The 18,482-nt window shown below is 72.8% G+C and carries 19 protein-coding genes; 10 read left to right on the top strand and 9 right to left on the bottom strand.

The window, feature by feature from the left end:
* Positions 1–100: 100 nt before the first annotated feature.
* Together ACFYUV_RS18155 and ACFYUV_RS18150 are read right to left on the bottom strand one after the other, a co-directional pair.
* Entirely contained in the window at positions 101–1,447 is a 1,347-nt protein-coding gene (locus tag ACFYUV_RS18155) for a sensor histidine kinase (RefSeq protein ID WP_387669746.1), read from the bottom strand.
* Positions 1,440–2,114, bottom strand: a complete 675-nt coding sequence (locus tag ACFYUV_RS18150) for a response regulator transcription factor (protein WP_352328085.1) — start codon at positions 2,112–2,114, stop codon at positions 1,440–1,442. Before ACFYUV_RS18150 ends, ACFYUV_RS18155 begins: the two co-directional genes overlap by 8 nt.
* Positions 2,115–2,241: 127 nt before the next feature.
* Between ACFYUV_RS18150 and ACFYUV_RS18145 the strand changes: the two genes are divergently transcribed.
* From ACFYUV_RS18145 to ACFYUV_RS18135, 3 genes are read left to right on the top strand one after another with little or no spacing between them, the layout of a single operon-like run.
* Positions 2,242–3,405, top strand: coding sequence for an outer membrane lipoprotein carrier protein LolA (locus tag ACFYUV_RS18145; RefSeq protein WP_387669744.1), 1,164 nt, complete (start codon positions 2,242–2,244; stop codon positions 3,403–3,405).
* Positions 3,402–4,379 (top strand): ABC transporter ATP-binding protein, encoded by a 978-nt coding sequence (locus tag ACFYUV_RS18140; protein WP_358292838.1) that lies wholly within the window; start codon positions 3,402–3,404, stop codon positions 4,377–4,379. The genes ACFYUV_RS18145 and ACFYUV_RS18140 overlap by 4 nt, the downstream gene beginning before the upstream one ends.
* Complete coding sequence (locus ACFYUV_RS18135) at positions 4,366–5,418, top strand: ABC transporter permease (RefSeq protein WP_387669742.1); 1,053 nt, start codon at positions 4,366–4,368, stop codon at positions 5,416–5,418. The genes ACFYUV_RS18140 and ACFYUV_RS18135 overlap by 14 nt, the downstream gene beginning before the upstream one ends.
* 88 nt (positions 5,419–5,506) lie before the next feature.
* Here ACFYUV_RS18135 and ACFYUV_RS18130 read toward each other — a convergent pair whose 3' ends face one another.
* Positions 5,507–6,241, bottom strand: coding sequence for a YcnI family protein (locus ACFYUV_RS18130; protein WP_387669740.1), 735 nt, complete (start codon positions 6,239–6,241; stop codon positions 5,507–5,509).
* 50 nt (positions 6,242–6,291) lie between these two features.
* Entirely contained in the window at positions 6,292–6,828 is a 537-nt protein-coding gene (locus ACFYUV_RS18125; RefSeq protein ID WP_387669739.1) for an MFS transporter, read from the bottom strand.
* A 141-nt stretch (positions 6,829–6,969) separates the two neighbouring features.
* Here ACFYUV_RS18125 and ACFYUV_RS18120 point away from each other — a divergent pair, with 141 nt between their 5' ends.
* Positions 6,970–7,452 (top strand): hypothetical protein, encoded by a 483-nt coding sequence (locus tag ACFYUV_RS18120; protein ID WP_358292826.1) that lies wholly within the window; start codon positions 6,970–6,972, stop codon positions 7,450–7,452.
* Here ACFYUV_RS18120 and ACFYUV_RS18115 read toward each other — a convergent pair.
* The 4 genes from ACFYUV_RS18115 to ACFYUV_RS18100 form a co-directional block, all read right to left on the bottom strand.
* The gene (locus tag ACFYUV_RS18115) at positions 7,446–8,189 is read right to left on the bottom strand and encodes an ATP-binding cassette domain-containing protein (protein ID WP_387669738.1); all 744 of its coding nucleotides are present in this window, start codon (positions 8,187–8,189) and stop codon (positions 7,446–7,448) included. The genes ACFYUV_RS18120 and ACFYUV_RS18115 overlap by 7 nt on opposite strands.
* A 2-nt stretch (positions 8,190–8,191) precedes the next feature.
* The gene (locus ACFYUV_RS18110; protein WP_387669736.1) at positions 8,192–8,980 is read right to left on the bottom strand and encodes an ABC transporter permease; all 789 of its coding nucleotides are present in this window, start codon (positions 8,978–8,980) and stop codon (positions 8,192–8,194) included.
* On the bottom strand, positions 8,973–9,668 hold the full coding sequence (locus ACFYUV_RS18105) for an ABC transporter permease (RefSeq protein ID WP_387669734.1): 696 nt from the start codon (positions 9,666–9,668) through the stop codon (positions 8,973–8,975). The genes ACFYUV_RS18110 and ACFYUV_RS18105 overlap by 8 nt, the downstream gene beginning before the upstream one ends.
* 189 nt (positions 9,669–9,857) lie before the next feature.
* Complete coding sequence (locus ACFYUV_RS18100) at positions 9,858–10,004, bottom strand: hypothetical protein (RefSeq protein WP_387669733.1); 147 nt, start codon at positions 10,002–10,004, stop codon at positions 9,858–9,860.
* Positions 10,005–10,107: 103 nt separating this feature from the next.
* On the opposite strand from ACFYUV_RS18100, the gene ACFYUV_RS18095 reads away from it, so the two are divergent.
* The 4 genes from ACFYUV_RS18095 to ACFYUV_RS18080 all read left to right on the top strand — a co-directional run bounded on the left by ACFYUV_RS18095 (position 10,108) and on the right by ACFYUV_RS18080 (position 14,283).
* Positions 10,108–11,082, top strand: a complete 975-nt coding sequence (locus ACFYUV_RS18095) for an alpha/beta hydrolase (RefSeq protein ID WP_387669732.1) — start codon at positions 10,108–10,110, stop codon at positions 11,080–11,082.
* 148 nt (positions 11,083–11,230) lie between these two features.
* Positions 11,231–12,067: a siderophore-interacting protein gene (locus ACFYUV_RS18090; protein ID WP_387669731.1), complete on the top strand. Its 837-nt coding sequence runs from the start codon at positions 11,231–11,233 to the stop codon at positions 12,065–12,067.
* A 220-nt stretch (positions 12,068–12,287) separates the two neighbouring features.
* Positions 12,288–13,856: a serine/threonine-protein kinase gene (locus tag ACFYUV_RS18085; protein ID WP_387669730.1), complete on the top strand. Its 1,569-nt coding sequence runs from the start codon at positions 12,288–12,290 to the stop codon at positions 13,854–13,856.
* 73 nt (positions 13,857–13,929) lie between these two features.
* Positions 13,930–14,283: a hypothetical protein gene (locus ACFYUV_RS18080; protein ID WP_352351545.1), complete on the top strand. Its 354-nt coding sequence runs from the start codon at positions 13,930–13,932 to the stop codon at positions 14,281–14,283.
* Positions 14,284–14,444: 161 nt separating this feature from the next.
* On the opposite strand, the gene aceA is transcribed toward ACFYUV_RS18080, so the two are convergent.
* On the bottom strand, positions 14,445–15,731 hold the full coding sequence (gene aceA / locus ACFYUV_RS18075) for an isocitrate lyase (protein WP_352351543.1): 1,287 nt from the start codon (positions 15,729–15,731) through the stop codon (positions 14,445–14,447).
* Positions 15,732–15,998: 267 nt separating this feature from the next.
* On the opposite strand from aceA, the gene ACFYUV_RS18070 reads away from it, so the two are divergent.
* Together ACFYUV_RS18070 and ACFYUV_RS18065 are read left to right on the top strand one after the other, a co-directional pair.
* The gene (locus ACFYUV_RS18070) at positions 15,999–17,471 is read left to right on the top strand and encodes a helix-turn-helix domain-containing protein (RefSeq protein WP_387669728.1); all 1,473 of its coding nucleotides are present in this window, start codon (positions 15,999–16,001) and stop codon (positions 17,469–17,471) included.
* A 34-nt stretch (positions 17,472–17,505) separates the two neighbouring features.
* Entirely contained in the window at positions 17,506–18,450 is a 945-nt protein-coding gene (locus ACFYUV_RS18065) for a glucosyl-3-phosphoglycerate synthase (protein WP_387669727.1), read from the top strand.
* Positions 18,451–18,482: the final 32 nt, after the last annotated feature.

Below are 18,482 nucleotides of genomic sequence, written 5' to 3'. Positions count from 1 at the left end.
GGCGCCCCGAGCGCGTCGCGCGGGCGAGCGTCCCCGCCGATCGCTCCCGCCGATCGCTCCTGCCGATCGCTCCTGTCGGTTGCTCGGCCCCGGCGCCCGCCTAGCGGGACACCGGAAGGCGGACCACGGCGCGCAGGCCCGGCGCCGCGTCCTGCAGCACCACCGTCCCGCCGTGGGCGCGCACGGTCTCCCGGACGATCGCCAGCCCCAGGCCGGCCCCGCCCTCGTCCCTGCTGCGCCCGGAGTCCAGCCGGGTGAACCGGTTGAACACCCGCTCCCGGTCCTGCTCGGGGATGCCGGGCCCGTCGTCGGTCACCGTCAGCACGCCGTCGGCGGCCAGCGCCACCTCGACCTTCGAGGAGGTGTGCCGGACGGCGTTGTCCATCAGGTTCGTCAGCACCCGGCTCAGGTCGAGGGCGTCCCCGCGCACCACCACGGGGTCGCACGCGGTCAGCCGGGCCTCGCCGTACCGCTCGGCGACCTGGCGCACCACCTCGTCGAGGTTGACCGGCTCGTCGCGGGCCGGCACGCCGCCGCGCTCGTCCAGGCGGGCCAGCGCGAGCAGGTCCTCGGCCAGCCGGGACAGCCGCAGGGCGTCCTCCAGCACGCCCTCGGCGGTCTCCCGCCACTCCTGGCCCTCCGGATGGCCGAGCGCCACCTCCAGCTGGAGCCGGATGCTGGCCAGCGGGCTGCGCAGCTCGTGGGCGGCGTCGGAGACCAGCGCGCGCTGGCGCTGCTCGGCCTCCTCCAGCCGGGCCAGCATACCGTTGAGCGTGGTGGCCAGGGCGTACACCTCGTCGCGCGACTGCGGCACCGGCAGCCGCCGGGACCGGGCCGTGTGCGTGATCTCGGCGGCGACCCGGCGCAGCGACGAGATCGGGCGCAGCGTCCTGCCGATCATCAGCCAGCTCGCCACCGCCAGCAGCACGACCAGCGCGGGCGTGCCGACCAGCAGGACGCGTCCGGCCACGCCCAGGCTCGTCTGGATCTCGCCGATCGGCCTGGCGGCCAGCACCGTCTGCCCGTGGTCGGCGCTGAGCACCACCACCCGCAGCGGCCCCGGGATCGCGTACGGCCGCCCGTCCAGGAACGTCGCCCGCCCCTCGCGCAGCACCCTGGCCCTGGCCACCGCGTCCAGCAGCGGCACCAGCCGGTCGGTGCCGTACGTGACGTGCGTGATCCGCCCGCTCCGGTCGAGCACCTGGACGATCGTGCCGTCGTGCGTGGTGATCGGGCTGGTCAGCGTCCCGGCGTCGGCCGCCACGCGCACGGTCTGGGCCTGCTGCCTGGTCGAGGTGTCGACCGTGTCGATCAGCGCCCGGTCGAGCACCGACAGCAGCACCGAGGCCGACAGAGCCAGCGCCAGCCCCAGCACGGCGGCCGCCGCGACCGTCAGCCTGAACCGCAGCCCCTGACGCCGCCACCAGGCCATCGGGGTGTCAGCCACCGTCGCCCGCCAGCCGGTAGCCCGCGCCGCGCACGGTCTGCAGCGCGTTCCTGCCGAAGGGGGCGTCGACCTTGCGCCGCAGGTAGCCGACGTAGACCTCGACCACGTTCGGGTCGGTGTCGAAGGTGTCCCACACGTGTTCCAGGATCTCCGACTTCGACACCACCTCGTCCCGGCGGCGCATCAGGAACTCCAGCAGCGCGAACTCCCTCGGCGTCAGCTCCACCGGCGTCTCGCCCCGCTGCACCTTCCGGCGGGCCGGGTCGAGGGTCAGGTCGCCGGCCGCCAGCACCGACGGCCGCCGCCCCGAGTCGCGCCGCAGCAGGGCCCGAAGCCTGGCCACCAGCACCACGTACGAGAAGGGCTTGGTCAGGTAGTCGTCGGCGCCGAGGTCGAGGCCGTCGGCCATGTCGTACTCGCCGTCCTTGGCCGACAGCATGAGGATCGGCACCCAGTTCTCCTCCGCGCGCAACTGCTTGCACACGTTGTAGCCCGACAGCCTCGGCAGCATGATGTCCAGCACCACGACGTCGTAGTCGCCCTGCCGGGCCGCGTGCAGGCCCTCCTCGCCGTCGTGGGCGAGGTCCACGGCGAACCCCTCGGCCTGCAGCCCGCGCTGGAGGGCCGCGGCCATCCGCCGCTCGTCCTCGACGACCAGTACTCTCATGTGCTGATTCTCCCGTCCCTGAGCTGAGACGCCGCTGAGAAGGCTGAGAGGCGTCTCAGACAGTCTCAGGCCGGCCACAGGATGCATGCCGCAGGCTCTGGTCATCGACATACCGTTAAGGAGTGAGATGCGCAGAGGCACGTTCGTGAGGTGGGGAGTCCCGATCGCCGCGGCGGCGCTGATCGGTGGCGCGATCGGAGCCGGCCCGGTCATCGCGGCGGTGAGCGGCGAGCCCGTCCTGCCCGAGCGTTCGGCCCAGCAGCTGCTGGCCGACGCCGTGGCGGCGACGAGCAAGGGAGGCGGCCTGCCGCCCATGTCCGGCACGGTGCAGCAGACGGCCTCGCTCGGCCTGCCGTCGCTGCCCCAGACCGGCGGTGAGTCGCCGCTGAGCCTGCTGTCCGGCTCGCACGAGATCAAGGTCTGGTACGGCGGCGCCGACCGGTTCCGGGTGGCCATGCCGACCCAGCTGAACGAGACCAACCTGATCGTCAACGGCGAACAGGGCTGGTACTGGGAGAGCGCCACCAACACCGCGACCAGGTTGACCATCAAGCCGGGCACGAGCCAGGAGCACAAGCTGCCCAGCACGCCGCCGACCCAGCTGACGCCGCCGCAGGTGGCCGAGCAACTGCTGGCCAAGGCCGGCCAGCACACCGCGGTCCGCGTGATCAACACCGCGGAGGTGGCGGGCCGTCCGGTCTACCAGCTCGTCCTCGCCCCCAAGGACGAGGGCTCGCTGGTGCAGGAGGTGCGGCTCGCGCTCGACGGCGAGACCTACGTCCCGCTCCAGGTCCAGGTCTACGCCAAGGGCTCGGCCGAACCGGCCTTCCAGGTCGGCTTCACCCAGGTGACGTTCACGCCGCCGGCCGCGGAGAACTTCACCTTCACCCCGCCCGCGGGCGCCAAGGTGGAGGAGAAGGACCTCAGCGAGCTGGGCGACGCCAAGCGCGCCGAGCAGCACGCCGAGCAGGCCGAGAAGGTCGCGGGCGAGCTCAAGGTCGTCGGCGACGGGTGGACGACCGTGGCCGTCCTGCCGTTCAAGCCGGAGGACCTCACGGCGGCCGGCCGTCCGGCGGCGGGCGACGGCCCGACGCCCGGCGACGGCTCGAAGGCCGACGTGGGGGCGCTGGCCGACACCGTCCTGAAGTCGGCCACGCCGGTGAGCGGCACGTGGGGCTCGGGCCGGCTGATCAGGACGAAGCTCGTCACCGTCCTGCTGACCGACGACGGCCGCCTGCTGGCCGGCGCGGTCACCCCGGAGGAGATCACCCAGGCGGCGGGCGTCAGGTGACCACCGCCGTCACGCAGGAAGCGGGGGCGCCCTTCGGGGCGGCCCCGCCCTCCGGGGAGCACGCCATCGTCACGCGCGGCCTGACCAAGCGCTTCCGCGGCGGCCAGGTGGCCGTGGACGCGCTCGACCTGGCGGTGCCGCGCGGCTCGGTCTTCGGCTTCCTCGGGCCCAACGGCTCGGGCAAGACCACGACCATCCGCATGCTGCTGGGCCTCATCGCGCCCACCGAGGGGGAGCACTCCCTGCTCGGGCTGCCGCTGCCGCGGGCGCTGCCCCGGGTGGGGGCGGTGGTGGAGGGGCCGGCGTTCTACCCGTACCTGTCGGGCGAGGCCAACCTGATGCGCTTCGACGCCGCCGACCCCACGGCGGTGCGCCGCACCGCGCGGGCGCGCGTCGCCGCCGCGCTCGACCGGGTGGGCCTGTCGGCCGCGGCCGGCAAGCGCTACCGCAACTATTCGCTCGGCATGCGCCAGCGGCTGGCCATCGCGGCCGCGCTGCTCGGCCCGCGCGAGCTGCTCGTCCTGGACGAGCCGACCAACGGCCTCGACCCGCAGGGCACCCGCGAGGTGCGCGCGCTGGTCAAGGACATCGCCGCCGGCGGCACCACCGTCTTCGTCTCCTCGCACCTGCTGGCCGAGGTCGAGCAGATGTGCACGCACGCCGCCATCATGCGGACCGGCAAGCTGGCCGCCCAGGGCACGATCGCCTCGCTGAACGGCGGCCTGGCCACGCGCGTCCGGGTCGAGACGCCCGACGTGGCCGACGCCGCTCGGGTGCTCGGCGGGCTGGGGCTGGCCGACGTGCGGCGCGGCGACGCCGACGTGACGGCCGAGCTGGGCGGCCACGCGCCGGAGCGGATCAACGCCGCGCTGGTCGGCGAAGGGGTCGCCGTACGGGGGCTGGCCGTGCTGCGGCCGAGCCTGGAGGACGTGTTCGTCGGACTGACGGGGGAGGGCTTCGATGTCGACGGCTGACACCTCGGCGCCGGACGCTGAGACACACGCGCCGCAGACGCGGGACACCGGGGCGCCGCAGGCGCGGGACGGCCGGTCCGATGGGCGCATGCCCGGCCTGGTGCCCGTGACCGAGACGCTGCGCACGGTGGAGCGGCACACATGGGACCCGGCCCGAGAAGCCGTGGCCGTCCCCGCGCGGGACTCCGGGACGGACGCCGCCGACGGCCCGCGGCGGGCGCGGTGGGCGTTCTGGCGGCTGCTCGGCTCGGAGCTGGGCCTGACCTTCCGCCGGCCGCGCAACCTGGTGATGCTGGCCGTGCTCGCCTCCGTGCCGGCCGTCCTCGGCCTCGCCCTGCGCGCGTTCGGCGGCGACGACCGCGACGGGATGGGCGGGTTCATCCAGAGCGTGGCGGGCAACAGCCTCATGCTCACGTTCGTCGCGTTCTCGTTCCTCGTGCTGCTGCTGATGCCGGTCGCCGTCAGCGTGGTCGCCGGCGACTCGGTGGCCGGGGAGGCGGGCGGCGGCACCCTGCGCTACCTGCTGGCCGCGCCCGCGGGACGCACCCGCCTGCTGGCCGTCAAATACCTCAACGCGGTCGTCTTCGCCTACGCCGTCACGGCGGTGGTGGCGCTGTCGGCTCTGGTCACCGGGCTGATCCTGTTCCCGGCCGGGCCGGTGACGCTGCTGTCGGGCACGACGATCTCCATGGGCGAGGGGCTGCTGCGCATCCTCATCGCCGTCGGCTACGTCGGGGCCGGCATGGCGGCGCTGGCGGCCGTCGCGCTGGCGCTGTCGACGTTCACCGAGGTGTCCATCGGGGCGGTGGCCGCCACGCTCGTGCTGGTGGTCGTCTGCCAGGTGCTGCGGGCCTTCCCCGAGCTGAGCGCGGTGACGCCGTACCTGCTGCCGACCAGGTTCACCAACTTCGACGCGGTGCTGCGCAGCCCGATGGACCTGTCGGCGCTGCGGGACGGGCTGCTGGCCTTCGGCGCCTACATCGTGCTGTTCTGCTCGATCGCGTGGGCGCGCTTCTCCGGCAAGGACATCACGTCCTGACCGGGCGGCGCGTCCCCGGCCGGGCGGGTTGCCCGGCCGGGGACGCCGCGTCGCGAGGGGCAGAGTCGCGAGGTCAGGGTCGCGAGGGTCAGGCCGCCCGGCGGCGCAGGCCCAGGGCGCCGACGACGACGCCGATGACGCCGACGACCAGCCCGGCGCCGCCCAGCAGGCGGGCCGTGCCGTCGGAGGAGGAGGCCGCGGAGGCCGCCACCGGCGCCACCGACGGGCCCGTGGCGGCGGCCGGCGCGGCCGAGGCCGACGCGCTCGCGGCGGAGTGGTGGTCGTCGTCGCCGGAGGCCGGGACGAGCTTCAGCGTGGGAACGGGGTGCTCGGCCTCGGTGCCGTCGGACTTGGGCGCGTCGGCCCAGTCGACCACCTCGCCGCCGGAGTAGGTCTGCTTCGTCGGGAACGTCAGCGAGTCGACGTCCTTGGGGAGCTGGCCCATGGACACCTCGAACTCCTGGAACTCACCCGGGTTGATCCTGCCGCCGGACCACACGACCGTGGTGACGGCCTCCTCCAGGTCGCCGTACTCCGTCTTGACCGGCTTGGGCAGCTTGCCCTCGGTGACCTTGACGTCCCAGCCCGGCACGGGCTTGACCGACACGAACGCCAGCGGATGGTCGGTGGGGAAGCTGACCTGGACCTTGGTCGTGGCGGCGTCGTCCCGCTCGTTGGGCACTCGGAAGGCGACCTTGGTGAACCCGCCCTGCTCGGCGGTGCCCGGGTTGATGGAGACGTGGGCCAGCGCGGGCAGCGCCAGGCCGGCGGTGAGGGCGGTGGCGGCGGCGAGCACGGTCGCCGCGCGACGGACGAAGGACATGGCGGAACTCCACTTCGGAAAATGACAGGGGGTCTACGGGTGTCAGCAGGTCAGGCGGGAAGTGGAGGACCACGCCTGGCCACCCGGTGCCGGAACCCCGGCTGCGGGGGGACCACCCTGGTGTGCACGACCGGGACGCCCGGCCGCACCGCGGGCACGACCGCGAGCAGCGGCGGCACGAGCCGCAACCCCAGCCGGCGCAGCAGCGACCACAGCACGATCTCGCCGCGCGACAGCCACCAGCCGGTCATCAAGGTCGCCGTGAGGTGCGCGAGCAGCATGCCCGCGTTGACGGCCAGGCCCTGGCCGTGGCCGTGCTCGAAGACGTAGGAGGACGGGCTGCCGCCCGCGAACAGCTCGTGCAGGCCGAACTGCGCCACACCCAGCACGACGTTGATCAGCGGCGCCGAGCGTTCCCTGCCGGACAGCGCCAGCCCCAGGCCGGACACCGCCACCAGGCCCAGCGCCGCCGCCCACGGCCCCGGACGCCCGCCGCCGCCCGCCACGTGGGCGAGGGCAGCGAGGGTCACGCAGACGGCGGCGAAGGCGGCCGTCCGCGCGAGCCGGAGGGGAAGACGCGCACGCATGTGTGCCACATGGTCTCACGAGGCCCCGTCGCATGAGACCCCTAACTTCCGAGCGGGCTGATGCCTGGTCCGGAAATGGCATTTGTCGCTAGGGTCGTGCCGAGCGCGTTGACATTCGCGTTGACATTTGAGGTGAGAACGTTGCGGCACTTAGCAGGTTTGCTCATCGGCGTCGTGGTCACGGCGGCCGTCCTCGGGGGTGGCGGATGGGCCGTGCAGCAGGCCCTCGCCAGCGCGGCGATCACCCCGCCGCCGCCCGACAACCAGAAGATGTGGATCGCCCTCGGCGCCATGGCCGCGGTCGGGCTGGTCGTCGGCCTCGTCGTGGCCGGCCGGATCTCGCCGCTGGCCACGTTCGTGCCCTCGATGGTGCTGCTGGCCTGGACCGTCGTCTACGCCCTCGACACCGGCAGGGCGCTGTCCCTCATCCCCGACCAGGCGTCGGTCCACCAGATCGTCCTGGACGCCGGCGCGGGCGACAGGACCCTGCTCACCACGGGCGTGCTGGCCCTGCTGGGCGTGGTGCTGTTCATCCCCGTGCTGATGCCCTCCCGCTGGTCGCGCCCGCACGACGACCTCGACGACGACGACTACGAGACCACGCAGGAGGGCGGCTACTACTGAGTGCCGGTGTAGAGCCTGGTCACCACGTCCTCGATGGTGGCCTGCTCCGGCGCCGTGGCCATGAGCTCGGCGAGCGTCCCGTCGAAGGCCAGCCGGCCGTGGTCGATCAGCATGATCCGGCGGCACAGGCGCTCGATGTCGCCGAGGTCGTGCGTGGTCAGCAGCACGGTCGTGCCGCGTTCGGCGTTCTGCCGCTTCAGGAAGCCGCGGATGCTGGCCTTGCTGACCACGTCGAGGCCGATGGTCGGCTCGTCCAGCACCAGCACGTCGGGCGCGTGCAGCAGCGCCGCGGCCAGGTCGCCGCGCATGCGCTGCCCCAGGCTGAGCTGACGCACCGGGGTGCGCAGGAAGGAGCCGAGGTCGAGGGTCTCGGTCAGCTCGGCCAGCCGGACCCGGAAGGTTCCACGATCTACTTTGTAAAGGTGTCGGACCAGTTCGAAGCTGTCCTTGAGCGGCAGGTCCCACCACAGGGTCGTCCGCTGGCCGAACACCACGCCGATGCGCCGGGCGAGCGTGGTGCGCCGGCGCGAGGGGTCGAGCCCGGCCACCCGCACCGAGCCGGTGGTGGGGGTGAGGATGCCGCACAACATCTTGATCGTGGTGGACTTGCCCGCGCCGTTGGGCCCGAGGTAGCCGACGAACTCGCCGGCCGGCACGCTGAACGACAGATCGCGTACGGCGTGCACGACAGCGCGCCTGACCTTGAACGAGCGTCCCGCTCCGCGCAGCTCGATCATCGTCAACTCCCCGTCGATCGGTAGTGCCTGATGCCCTGCCGCCAGGCCGCCGCGGCGGCCAGGGCGAGGACCAGCGCGGCGGCCGGTCCGAGGAAGCGCATGAACCCGGGCGTGCCGAACGGGTCGTCCCGGCCCAGGACGTAGAGGCCGGGCTGCCAGTTGACGAAGGCCAGGGGCAGCGCGTAGGTGACGCCGCGGACCAGGTCGCGGGCGTAGATGCTGAGGGGGTACTGGCTGAGCTGGTGGGTGCCGTAGGTGAAGGTGTTGACCACCTCCGGGGCGTCGGTCAGCGCGAACTGCAGCGCGCCGGCGAGCGTCCAGAGCGCGGTGAAGATGACGACGCCGGTGACGATCATGACGGGGATCATCCAGGCCCGCCGCCAGTCGAGGCCGAGCGCGGCGACGGCGTAGGCCAGCACGGCCACGGCCTGGACGACGCGGCCGATCCTGGTGGGCGCGAAGCGGTCGGCGGCGATCTGGATCCAGGCGGCGGCCGGGCGGATGAGGATCGTGTCGAGCGTGCCGGCCTTGATGTGCTGGCTGATGCGGTCGAGGTTGCTGACGAAGGTGTCGCAGACGGTGAAGGAGACGGCGGAGGCGCCGTACAGGAACAGCACCTCCTCGCGGGTGAAGCCGGCCAGGGTGGTGGTGTTGGCGAAGACGACGAGGATGGCCGCGACGTCGATCGCCCCCGTGACCAGGCCGAACACGACCATCAGGGCGAAGGAGAGGCGGTAGGCGGCCGCGGCGCGGGTCCAGGTCCAGGCCAGCAGGAAGTACGTCCTAACCACCCTGGATCACCACCTTGTGGCGGACCGCGCGGGTGGCCAGCAGGCCGAGGGCGAACAGCGTCGCCGCCCAGAACGCCTGGAGGGCGAGCGTCTGCCCGACGGGGGCCTTGCCGAGGTAGAGGTCGGCGGGCGCCTGGACCATGGAGGCCCACGGCAGGGCTCTGACCACCTCGCCCAGGTGGCCGGGGAACAGGTGGAGGGGGAGCATCATGCCGCTGAAGAACGTCGTCAGGACCAGGGACACGACGGCCACGCCGCGGTCGTCGGCGAGCCAGCAGACCGACAGCGCGACGAGGTAGCGCCAGCCGAAGCTGATGAGCACGCCGACGAGGCAGCCGGTCAGGGCCGCCGCCCATGCGGCCGGGGAGGCGGGGGTGGTGATGCCGAACAGGGCCGCGCCGAGCAGCAGCGGCGGGAGGCTGCGCACCAGCAGCAGGTACGCGGCCCGGCCCAGGTCCTCGGCCAGCGACCAGAGCTGGAGCGAGGCGGGGCGGACCAGGTCGAGCGCGATGTCGCCGCTGCGGATGCGCTCGGGGATGGCCAGGCCGCCGCCGAACAGCATCATCGGGCCGATGAGGGCCTGGGTGACGAAGCAGTAGGTGACGGCGTCGGTGACGTCGTAGCCGGCCAGGCCGGGGCGGGCCTGCCACAGGGCGATGAGGACGTAGGCGCGCGGGACGCCGAACACGCTGTTGGTGAACGCGCCGGCGAGCGCGGCCCAGACGTAGACGGCGTGTTTGCGGAAGCCGTACCGGACGAGGCGGGCGTAGAGGGGAATGGTGGCTCACCTCCCGAGAGTGAGGACACGGTCACGCGCCGTGTCGGGGGTCGGGCACGGGTCCGCCTTGGCGGAAGCCTGGAATTATCCGCCGGTGGGTCAGCGGTCCGCAACGCGATAAACGAAGCGCAGGGTGGCGGCGGGTTCGCCGAGGTCGAGGCCGGCGGGGGCGGCGAGGGCCAGGACCTGGCGTCCCGGCTTGATGCCGAGCTTGCGGGGGAACGGGGTCCCCGAATATCCCGCCATATCCCCAGAGTCGCACAAGGCCGGAATATTCGCGTCGGGGACGAGATCCTTACTGGCCGGTAGAGCTCTGGCGTTCCGGGAAGAAAAGGGGTGGAGGACCGTCATGCGCATCAACAAGGACGTGGCACCCGACTACCCCTTGAGCTGGCAGGCCAGGGCCCTGACCTCGGTCATGTGGGGCACCCTGAAGCCCGCCTCCTCGGTGCTGATGCGTCATCCGCTGGCCCTGATCGGCGCGGCCCGCCTGGGCGAGCTGGCGCAGCTGATGCCGGTGCGCCTTCCCGAGCACGCCGTCGTCGCGCCCGCCGAGGGGCCGGACTGCGGCGGTGAGTGGGTCCGCGCCGGCCGGGTGGACGAGCGCAAGGCGCTGCTCTACTTCCACGGCGGCGGCTACTTCTCGTGCTCGCCGCGTACCCACCGGCCCATCACCTGGCGGCTGTCGGCCGTGGCCCGGCGGCCGGTGCTCGCGCTGGACTACCGGCAGGGGCCGGTGCACCCGCTGGCCGACTCCCTGGCCGACGCGCTGGACGCCTACGAGTGCCTGATGCGCAACGGGCACGCCCCCGAGGACATCGTCATCGCCGGGGACTCGGCGGGCGGGCACCTGACGCTGGCCACCCTGCTGGCGCTGCGCGACCGCGGCCTGCCGACGCCCGCCGCGGCGATCTGCCTGTCGCCGTGGGCGGACCTGACGGACATCCCGCGCCGCGCCAACCGCTGGCACGACCCCATGTTGCCGGCGGGCCGGGTGCGCTGGCTGGCCCGCCACTGGACCTGCGGGCTCGATCCGTGGGACCCGCTCGTCTCGCCGGTGCACGGCGACTTCACCGGCCTGCCGCCGCTGATGATCGTCACCGGCTCCACGGAGGTGCTGCGGGACGAGGCCCGCCGGGTGGCCGAGCGGGCCCGGGAGGCGGGGGTGCCGGTGCGGTACGAGGAGTGGCGGCGCATGCCGCACGCGTTCCCCATCCTGGCCGACGTGCTGCCGGAGGCGCGGCTGGCCTTCCGGCACATGTCGGCGTTCCTGGAGGCGGTCGCGGCCCGTGCGGCGCGGCGAGGGGATTCGGCGGCGGCCTGACTGGGCCTGCTGCGTCAGGGTAGCTTGAGCTGATATTTCCCAGTTTGGGGTTGCGCGCGGAGGGCGGCGTCGAGGCGTTGCGGTGGCCAGGCGCGTCAATCCCGCTGTAAGGTTAGGTATACCTAACTAACATATGGGGGCTGAAGTGATGGCTGACAAGCCCACGGACCACCATCGGGGCGTCGTCCTGCGGACCGAGCGGCTCTCCCCGCACATGATCCGCATCGTGGTCGGCGGCGACGGCCTGCGTGACTTCGCCTGCCGCGGCCTCACCGACCATTACGTGAAACTCGTCTTCCCGCACGAGGGCGTGGACTACCCCGAGCCCTTCAGCGTCAAGCACGTGCGCGAGACCATGCCGCGCGAGCTCTGGCCGCGTCTGCGCACCTACACCGTGCGCGCCTGGGATCCCGACGCCCTTGAGCTGACCCTCGACTTCGTCCACCACGGCCACAAGGGCCTGGCCGGGCCGTGGGCCGCCGCGGCCCGGCCCGGCGACGTCGTGCTGATGCTGGGCCCCGGCGGCGGCTACGCGCCCGACCCCGGGGCCGCCTGGCACCTGCTGGTGGGCGACGAGAGCGCGCTGCCGGCCATCGCCGCCTCCCTGGAGGCGCTGCCCGACGGCGCCCTGGCCCACGTCCTGCTGGAGGTGGACGGCCCCGGGGACGAGCTGAAGCTCGGCACGGCCGCCGACGCGCGGATCACCTGGCTGTACCGGGGCGCGCGGCCCGTCGGCCAGGCGCTGGTGGAGGCGGTGCGCGCGCTGGAGTTCCCCGAGGGGGACGTGCACGCGTTCGTCCACGGCGAGGCCGGTTTCGTCAAGGAGCTCCGCCGCCACCTGCGGCTGGAGCGGGGCGTGCCGATGGAGCGGCTGTCCATCTCCGGCTACTGGCGCATCGGCGTCGACGACGAGGGCTGGCGGGCGGTCAAGAACGACTGGAACCGCGAGGTCGAGGCCGACGAGGCCCGCGCCCTGGCCTCCTGACCCTCTTCCGGACGAAAGCCCGCCAACCACAGAAAGCCACTTCAGAACGTTCCATCCCAGCACTTACTAACCCTCCGGGCACGAACGCCTTACCTTCGATACCCCTTGCGCAAGACATGCGGAAAGGGCCCCCGGATGCCGCCACAGTGTGCCTTGCCGTGTCCCCCACAGGAGAGGCGAGACCCGGATGGCGCGTGGTGCGAGCGACATGCCTCCTGGCGTGCGACCGCTTACGGTGGGCGACCCGGTCGTCATCGGCCGGTACCTTCTCCTGGGCCGCCTGGGGACGGGCGGGATGGGAGTGGTGTACCTGGCCGAACACCCGCAAGGCGGCCTGGTCGCGCTCAAGACGCCGCACGCGGTACATCTCCACGATGCCACGTTGCGGGCGCGTTTCGCCGAGGAAGTGGCTTTCTCGCGGAGATTGGTGCCTTTCTGCACCGCCGCCGTCATCGAGGACGGCGTCGAGGACGGCCGTCCGTACCTGGTCACCGAGTACATCCCGGGGCCCGCGCTGTCCCAGGTGGTCAAGGCCGGGGGAGCGCTCACGCCCGACCTCGCCTACGGCGTGGCACTCGGCGTGGCCGCCGCGCTCGTCGCCGTGCACGAGGCCGGTCTGGTGCACCGCGACCTCAAGCCCGGCAACGTGCTGCTGTCGCCCGCAGGGCCGCGGGTCATCGACTTCGGCATCGCCTGCGACGTGGACACCCTCGCCGCCCACACCCAGGCCGGCCAGGTCATGGGCAGTCCCGGCTGGGTGGCGCCCGAGCGGCTGACCGGCGGCCCCGCCCTGCCCGCCTCGGACGTGTTCGCATGGGGCTGCCTGGTGGCCTACGCCGCGAGCGGGCACCACCCGTTCGGCGGCGGCGAGGCGGACGTGCTGACCCGGCGCATCCTGTTCGACCCGCCGCGTCTGGACGGCGTGCCCGTCCTGCTGCGCCCGGCCGTGGAGGCGGCGCTGGCCAAGGACCCGGCGTCCCGTCCCGGATCGGCCGGCCTGCTGCGGGCGCTGCTGGCGTCCGGGGGCGTGGGCGATCCGTGGGACCTGCGCCGGGCGGTCTCCGACGTGCTGGACGGGAGCTGGGCCGAGGTGCCCTGTCCGGCGGGCGGCGGGGCGGGCGAGCCGGTCACACCGGCGGCGGAACCGGCCGGGTCCGAGCGCGGGAGCAGGCGCAGGAGCAGGGCGAAGGCCGGGGCGCACCTGTCGCACGCCAGCTTCGCCGCGCTGGCCACGGTCTCGATCGCGGCGATCACCGTGATCGCGGCCTCCGGCGGGGACGCCCTGAGCCTCGGCGGCGGCTCGCTGCTGCCCGAGACCGCGGTCGTGCAGCCCCAGGACAGCGCCCGCCCGAGCGAGCGGCCTGCGGCGACCCCCGACGGCGTCCGGCCGTCCGTCCACGCGGCGCCCCCGGCGAGCGCGGCGCCCACGGCGCCCACGGCGAGCGCCGCCACGCCGGCGGTTTCCGGCACGCGTTTCCGCACGCCGGGCGGGCACGTCGCGAGCCTCACCTCCGAACCCGACCGGTGGTCCGACGACTTCCGCCGGTCCCGCCCGTCCCGTCCCGCCCGCCCGTCCGGCACGTCCGGGCCGGGCGATCTGGGTGATCCGGGCGGGGAGGAGGCCGGTCCGTGCGCCGGTCCGGCAGGTCGCCGCCACGGGGGCGGGGGCCGCCGCGACTGCCCGCGGCCGTCGGGCTCGATCAGCACGATCCCCCAGGACGGCCCCGGCGAGTCGCCCGGCCCCACCGTCTCGGGCCCGGCCACCCCGACGGCCACCGGAGCGTCCTGACCGCGCATGCCTCATGATCGAGGTGAGCGGGGGAAGCGTGGTCCCCCTCCCGCACCCGAGAGCGAGGCCGTACATGAGCTACTACGACATCGAGGGCAACCCCATCAGCCCGGCGCGGGCGCAGGAGCTGCTGGCCGACCGCGCCCGGCGCACGATCGGCGACGACCGCGTCGGCACCGCCGCGGGAACGTTCCGCATCCGCACCCTGCATCTGGTGCTCGACCAGGCCGACGGCGGGACGGTGCCGCTGCTGTTCGAGTCGACCGTGCGCCTGTCACCGCCCGGCGCCGATCCGGGGACGGGCGGCGAGGAGGTGCTCAGCCTGCACTGGTCCACCAGGCAGCAGGCCGAGGACGCGCACGCCCAGCTCGTCCGCGACATCACCGAGCGGCAGGACCTGCCGTCGTGGGCCCGGGAGGGCGGCTGATCACATGACGGGCATCGAGGACGGGAAAAGGAGGGGGCCGCGCCGGGCTGGGATCGAAAAGGCAGGAAAAAAAATGGGCCGCGCCGGGCTGGGGGAGCCGGCGCGGCCCTTCGCCGGGGGAACCGTCCCATGCCCTGGAGGTGGCCGGCGAGCTCAGGAAATCAGTGGTGGAACTGCTCCTCCTCGGTGGAGCCCTTGAGCGCGGTCGTCGAGGAGTCGGGCGCGACGGCCGTGCTGACCAGGTCGAAGTAGCCGGTGCCGACCTCGCGCTGGTGCCTGGTCGCGGTGTATCCGCGCGACTCGGCGGCGAACTCGGCCTCCTGGAGCTCGACGTACGCCGTCATGCCGTCGGTGGCGTAGCCCTGGGCGAGGTCGAACATCGAGTAGTTCAGCGAGTGGAACCCGGCCAGCGTGATGAACTGGAACTTGTATCCCATGTGCCCGAGCTCGCGCTGGAACTTGGCGATCGTGGAGTCGTCCAGATGCGCCTTCCAGTTGAACGACGGCGAGCAGTTGTAGGCGAGCATCTGGTCCGGGTAGCGGGCCTTGATCGCCTCGGCGAACTCGCGGGCCACGTCCAGGTCCGGCGTGCCGGTCTCCATCCACAGCAGGTCGGAGTAGGGGGCGTAGGCCAGGCCGCGGGCGATGCAGGAGTCCACGCCGTTGCGCACCCGGTAGAAGCCCTCGGCGGTGCGCTCGCCGGTGGTGAAGGCCTGGTCGCGCGGGTCCACGTCACTGGTCAGGAGCGTCGCGGCCTGTGCGTCGGTCCGCGCGACGATCAGTGAGGGGACGCCGCACACGTCGGCGGCCAGCCGCGCGGCGTTGAGCGTCTTGATGTGCTGGCCGGTCGGGATCAGCACCTTGCCGCCCAGGTGGCCGCACTTCTTCTCGGAGGCGAGCTGGTCCTCCCAGTGCACGCCCGCGGCGCCGGCCGCGATCATGCCCTTCATCAGCTCGAACGCGTTCAGCACGCCGCCGAACCCGGCCTCGGCGTCGGCCACGATCGGCGCCAGCCAGTGCGGCGCGTCCGGCACGCCCTCCGACCAGGTGATCTGGTCGGCGCGCAGCAGCGCGTTGTTGATGCGGCGCACGACGGCGGGCACGGAGTTGGCCGGGTAGAGGCTCTGGTCCGGGTAGGTCTGGCCGCCGAGGTTGGCGTCCGCGGCCACCTGCCAGCCGGACAGGTAGATCGCCTTCAGCCCGGCCTTCACCTGCTGGACGGCCTGGTTGCCGGTCAGCGCGCCGAGGGCGTTGACGTAGTCCTCGGTGTGCAGCAGGTCCCACAGACGCTCGGCGCCGAGCCGGGCCAGCGTGTGCTCCTCCTGGACGCTTCCCCGCAACCGGATCACGTCCTGCGCGCTGTACGTGCGCTCGACGCCCGCCCAGCGAGGGTCGTTCTCCCACTTGTCCTGCAGCTGCTCCGCAGCTCCCTTGAGGCGATCGTTCATCGTTCGCTCCTTTGTCGTCCCCTGGGGCTCACGTCGATGATCTGCCCGGAGGCCGCGGGTCAATAGGCTCCAGAGCTGAGAAGAAGCCGCAAAGTTTCCAGGATGTGCATTACTCGTGGGTATTCAGATGAGAAGAAATCGTAAGTTTTCCTGTTGGCCTAGACCAATCCTCATCCCGAACCGCACGCGGCTCTGGCGTCCCGCTGCGACGCGCCCTGGGTGCCCAAAGGCTAGAAAATGGGCCGAATTTCTGTCTAAGATGCCTGTATGGCGTCCCTGCTAGGCGAAGAACCGCTGTCTTTGACGCAGGAGCTCGATCTGATCGCGTTCGGCCAGCGTCTGCGCCACCTGCGCAAACAGCGCGGCCTCACCCTGTCGGACCTGGGCTCGCGCGTCAGCAGGGCGCCCAGCCAGCTGTCGCTGCTCGAGAACGGCAAGCGTGAGCCCAAGCTCTCGCTGCTCAAGTCCCTGGCGACCGCGCTGGGCGTCCCCGTCGAGGAGCTGCTGCGCCGCCAGCCGCCCAACCGGCGCGCCCAGCTGGAGATCGCGCTGGAGGAGGCGCAGCGCGACCCCATCTACGCCGGTCTCGGCCTGCCCCGGCTCAAGGTCTCCGCGCGCGTGCCCAACGACGTCCTGGAACACCTGCTCGGCCTGTACGGCGAGCTGCGCGCCCGGCAGGCCCGCGGCACGGCCACCCCCGAGGAGGCCAGGGCCGCCAACGCCGAGCTGCGGCGCAGGCAGCGCGAGGTGGGCAACTACTTCCCCGACATCGAGAAGGCCGCGGCCGAGGCCCTCGACGCCGTCGGCTACCGCACCGGCGCCCTGTCCCAGAGCACGATCCAGGGCCTGGTCACGCACTTCGGCTATACCGTCCACACCGCCCAGGACCTGCCGCGTTCGGTGCGTTCCATCACCGACCTGCGTAACCGGCGCATCTACGTCAAACACGAGCAGCTCGGCATGCACACCCCGCGCACGATCCTGCTCCAGACGCTCGGGCACCTCGCGCTCGGCCACGGCAAACCGCGCGACTTCGCCGACTTCCTGCGCCAGCGCACCGAGGCCAACTACTTCGCCGCCGCCGTGCTCGTGCCCGAACGGGCCGCCGCCGTCTACCTCCAGGAGGCCAAGGCGGCGCGGGCGCTGTCGGTGGAGGACCTGCGGGACGTGTTCGCCGTCTCCTACGAGATGGCCGCCCACCGCTTCACCAACCTGGCCACCCACCACCTGGGCCTCGTCTGCCACTTCGTGCGCAACGACGCCGGTGGCACCATCTACAAGGCGTACGAGAACGACGGCATCGTCTTCCCCGCCGACGAGCAGGGGGCCATCGAGGGGCAACGGATGTGCCTGCAGTGGTCGGGGCGGCAGGTGTTCGCCTCGCCCGACCGGTTCTCGGTGTTCTACCAGTATTCCGACTCGCCCACCGGCACCTATTTCTGCGTCGCGCACGTCGATCCCTCGCGGGAACGGGACTTCGCGATCACACTGGGGGTGCCGTACCGGGAGTCGCGGTGGTTCCGGGGCCGGGAGACCACCAACCGCACCAAGTCGAGCTGCCCCAACGGCGACTGCTGCCGCCGTCCGCCCGCTGAGCTGGCCGAACGCTGGGAGGGCTACGCCTGGCCGTCCGCGCGGGCCAACTCGCACATTCTGGCCGCCCTGCCGCCCGGGTCGTTCCCGGGTGTGGACGAGGCGGACGTCTATACCTTCCTGGAGCGTCACGCGACCCTCGCATAAGCTGACAAGCGGGGGAACGGGGGAGGTGTCGCACATGCTGCGTGATGTGCGGAAATGGTGGCATCGCCGAACGTCGTGCGCCGCGGACTGGCCGCTGCGCGACCTCGTGGCGGCCAAGGGGGGCACCACGGTGAGCGTGGTCCTGCCGGCCCGCGACGAACAGGAGACCGTGGGGGAGATCGTCCAGGTGATCCGGCGTGAGCTGGACGGCCTGGTGGACGAGCTCGTCGTCATCGACTCGTGCTCGGCCGACGACACCGCGCGCGTGGCGGCGCGGGCCGGGGCCGCCGTGCACGCCCAGCGCGACATCCTGCCCGAGCTCGCACCGCTGGAAGGCAAGGGCGAGGCCCTGTGGAAGTCGCTGGCGGTCACCTCCGGCGACGTGGTGGCCTTCGCCGACGCCGACATCAGGCACTTCCGCGCCTCGCTGGTCGCCGGGGTGCTCGGGCCGCTGCTCACCGATCCCACCGTCGCCTACGCCAAGGGCTGTTACGACCGTCCGCTGAACGGCGCGCCCAACGGCGGCGGCCGCGTCACCGAGCTGGTCGCCCGCCCGCTGCTCAACCTGCACTGGCCAGAGCTGGCCGGGTTCGTGCAACCCCTCGCCGGGGAGTACGCCGGCCGCCGCTCGGCCCTGGAACGCGTGCCGTTCCTGACCGGGTACGGGGTGGAGCTCGGCCTGCTCATCGACCTGCTGGACCTGGCCGGGCTGGACGGCCTGGCCCAGGTGGACCTGGGCTCGCGCGAGCACGCCCCGCAGTCGACGGAGGCGCTCGGGGGGATGGCGGCCCAGATCATGCTGGCCGCGTGGTCGCGGCTGCGGCGGCAGGGGAAGATCGAGGCCCGTCAGGCGCCGGGGGTGGAGCTGGCGCAGTTCCGGCGGTGCGAGGGCGGCCACGACGTCCTGACCCGCCAGGTCGCCATCGGCGAACGGCCCCCGATGCTCACCCTGCCCCGCCCCACCCCATCGCCTCCGTGAGGCTCACGCCGCACACGGCGTGCCTCCGGTAA

This window comes from Nonomuraea sp. NPDC003560 (assembly GCF_042878785.1).
Lineage (GTDB): Bacteria > Actinomycetota > Actinomycetes > Streptosporangiales > Streptosporangiaceae > Nonomuraea.
The sequence above is the reverse complement of the archived record's forward strand: the minus strand, read 5'-3'. Positions and strand labels throughout refer to the sequence as shown.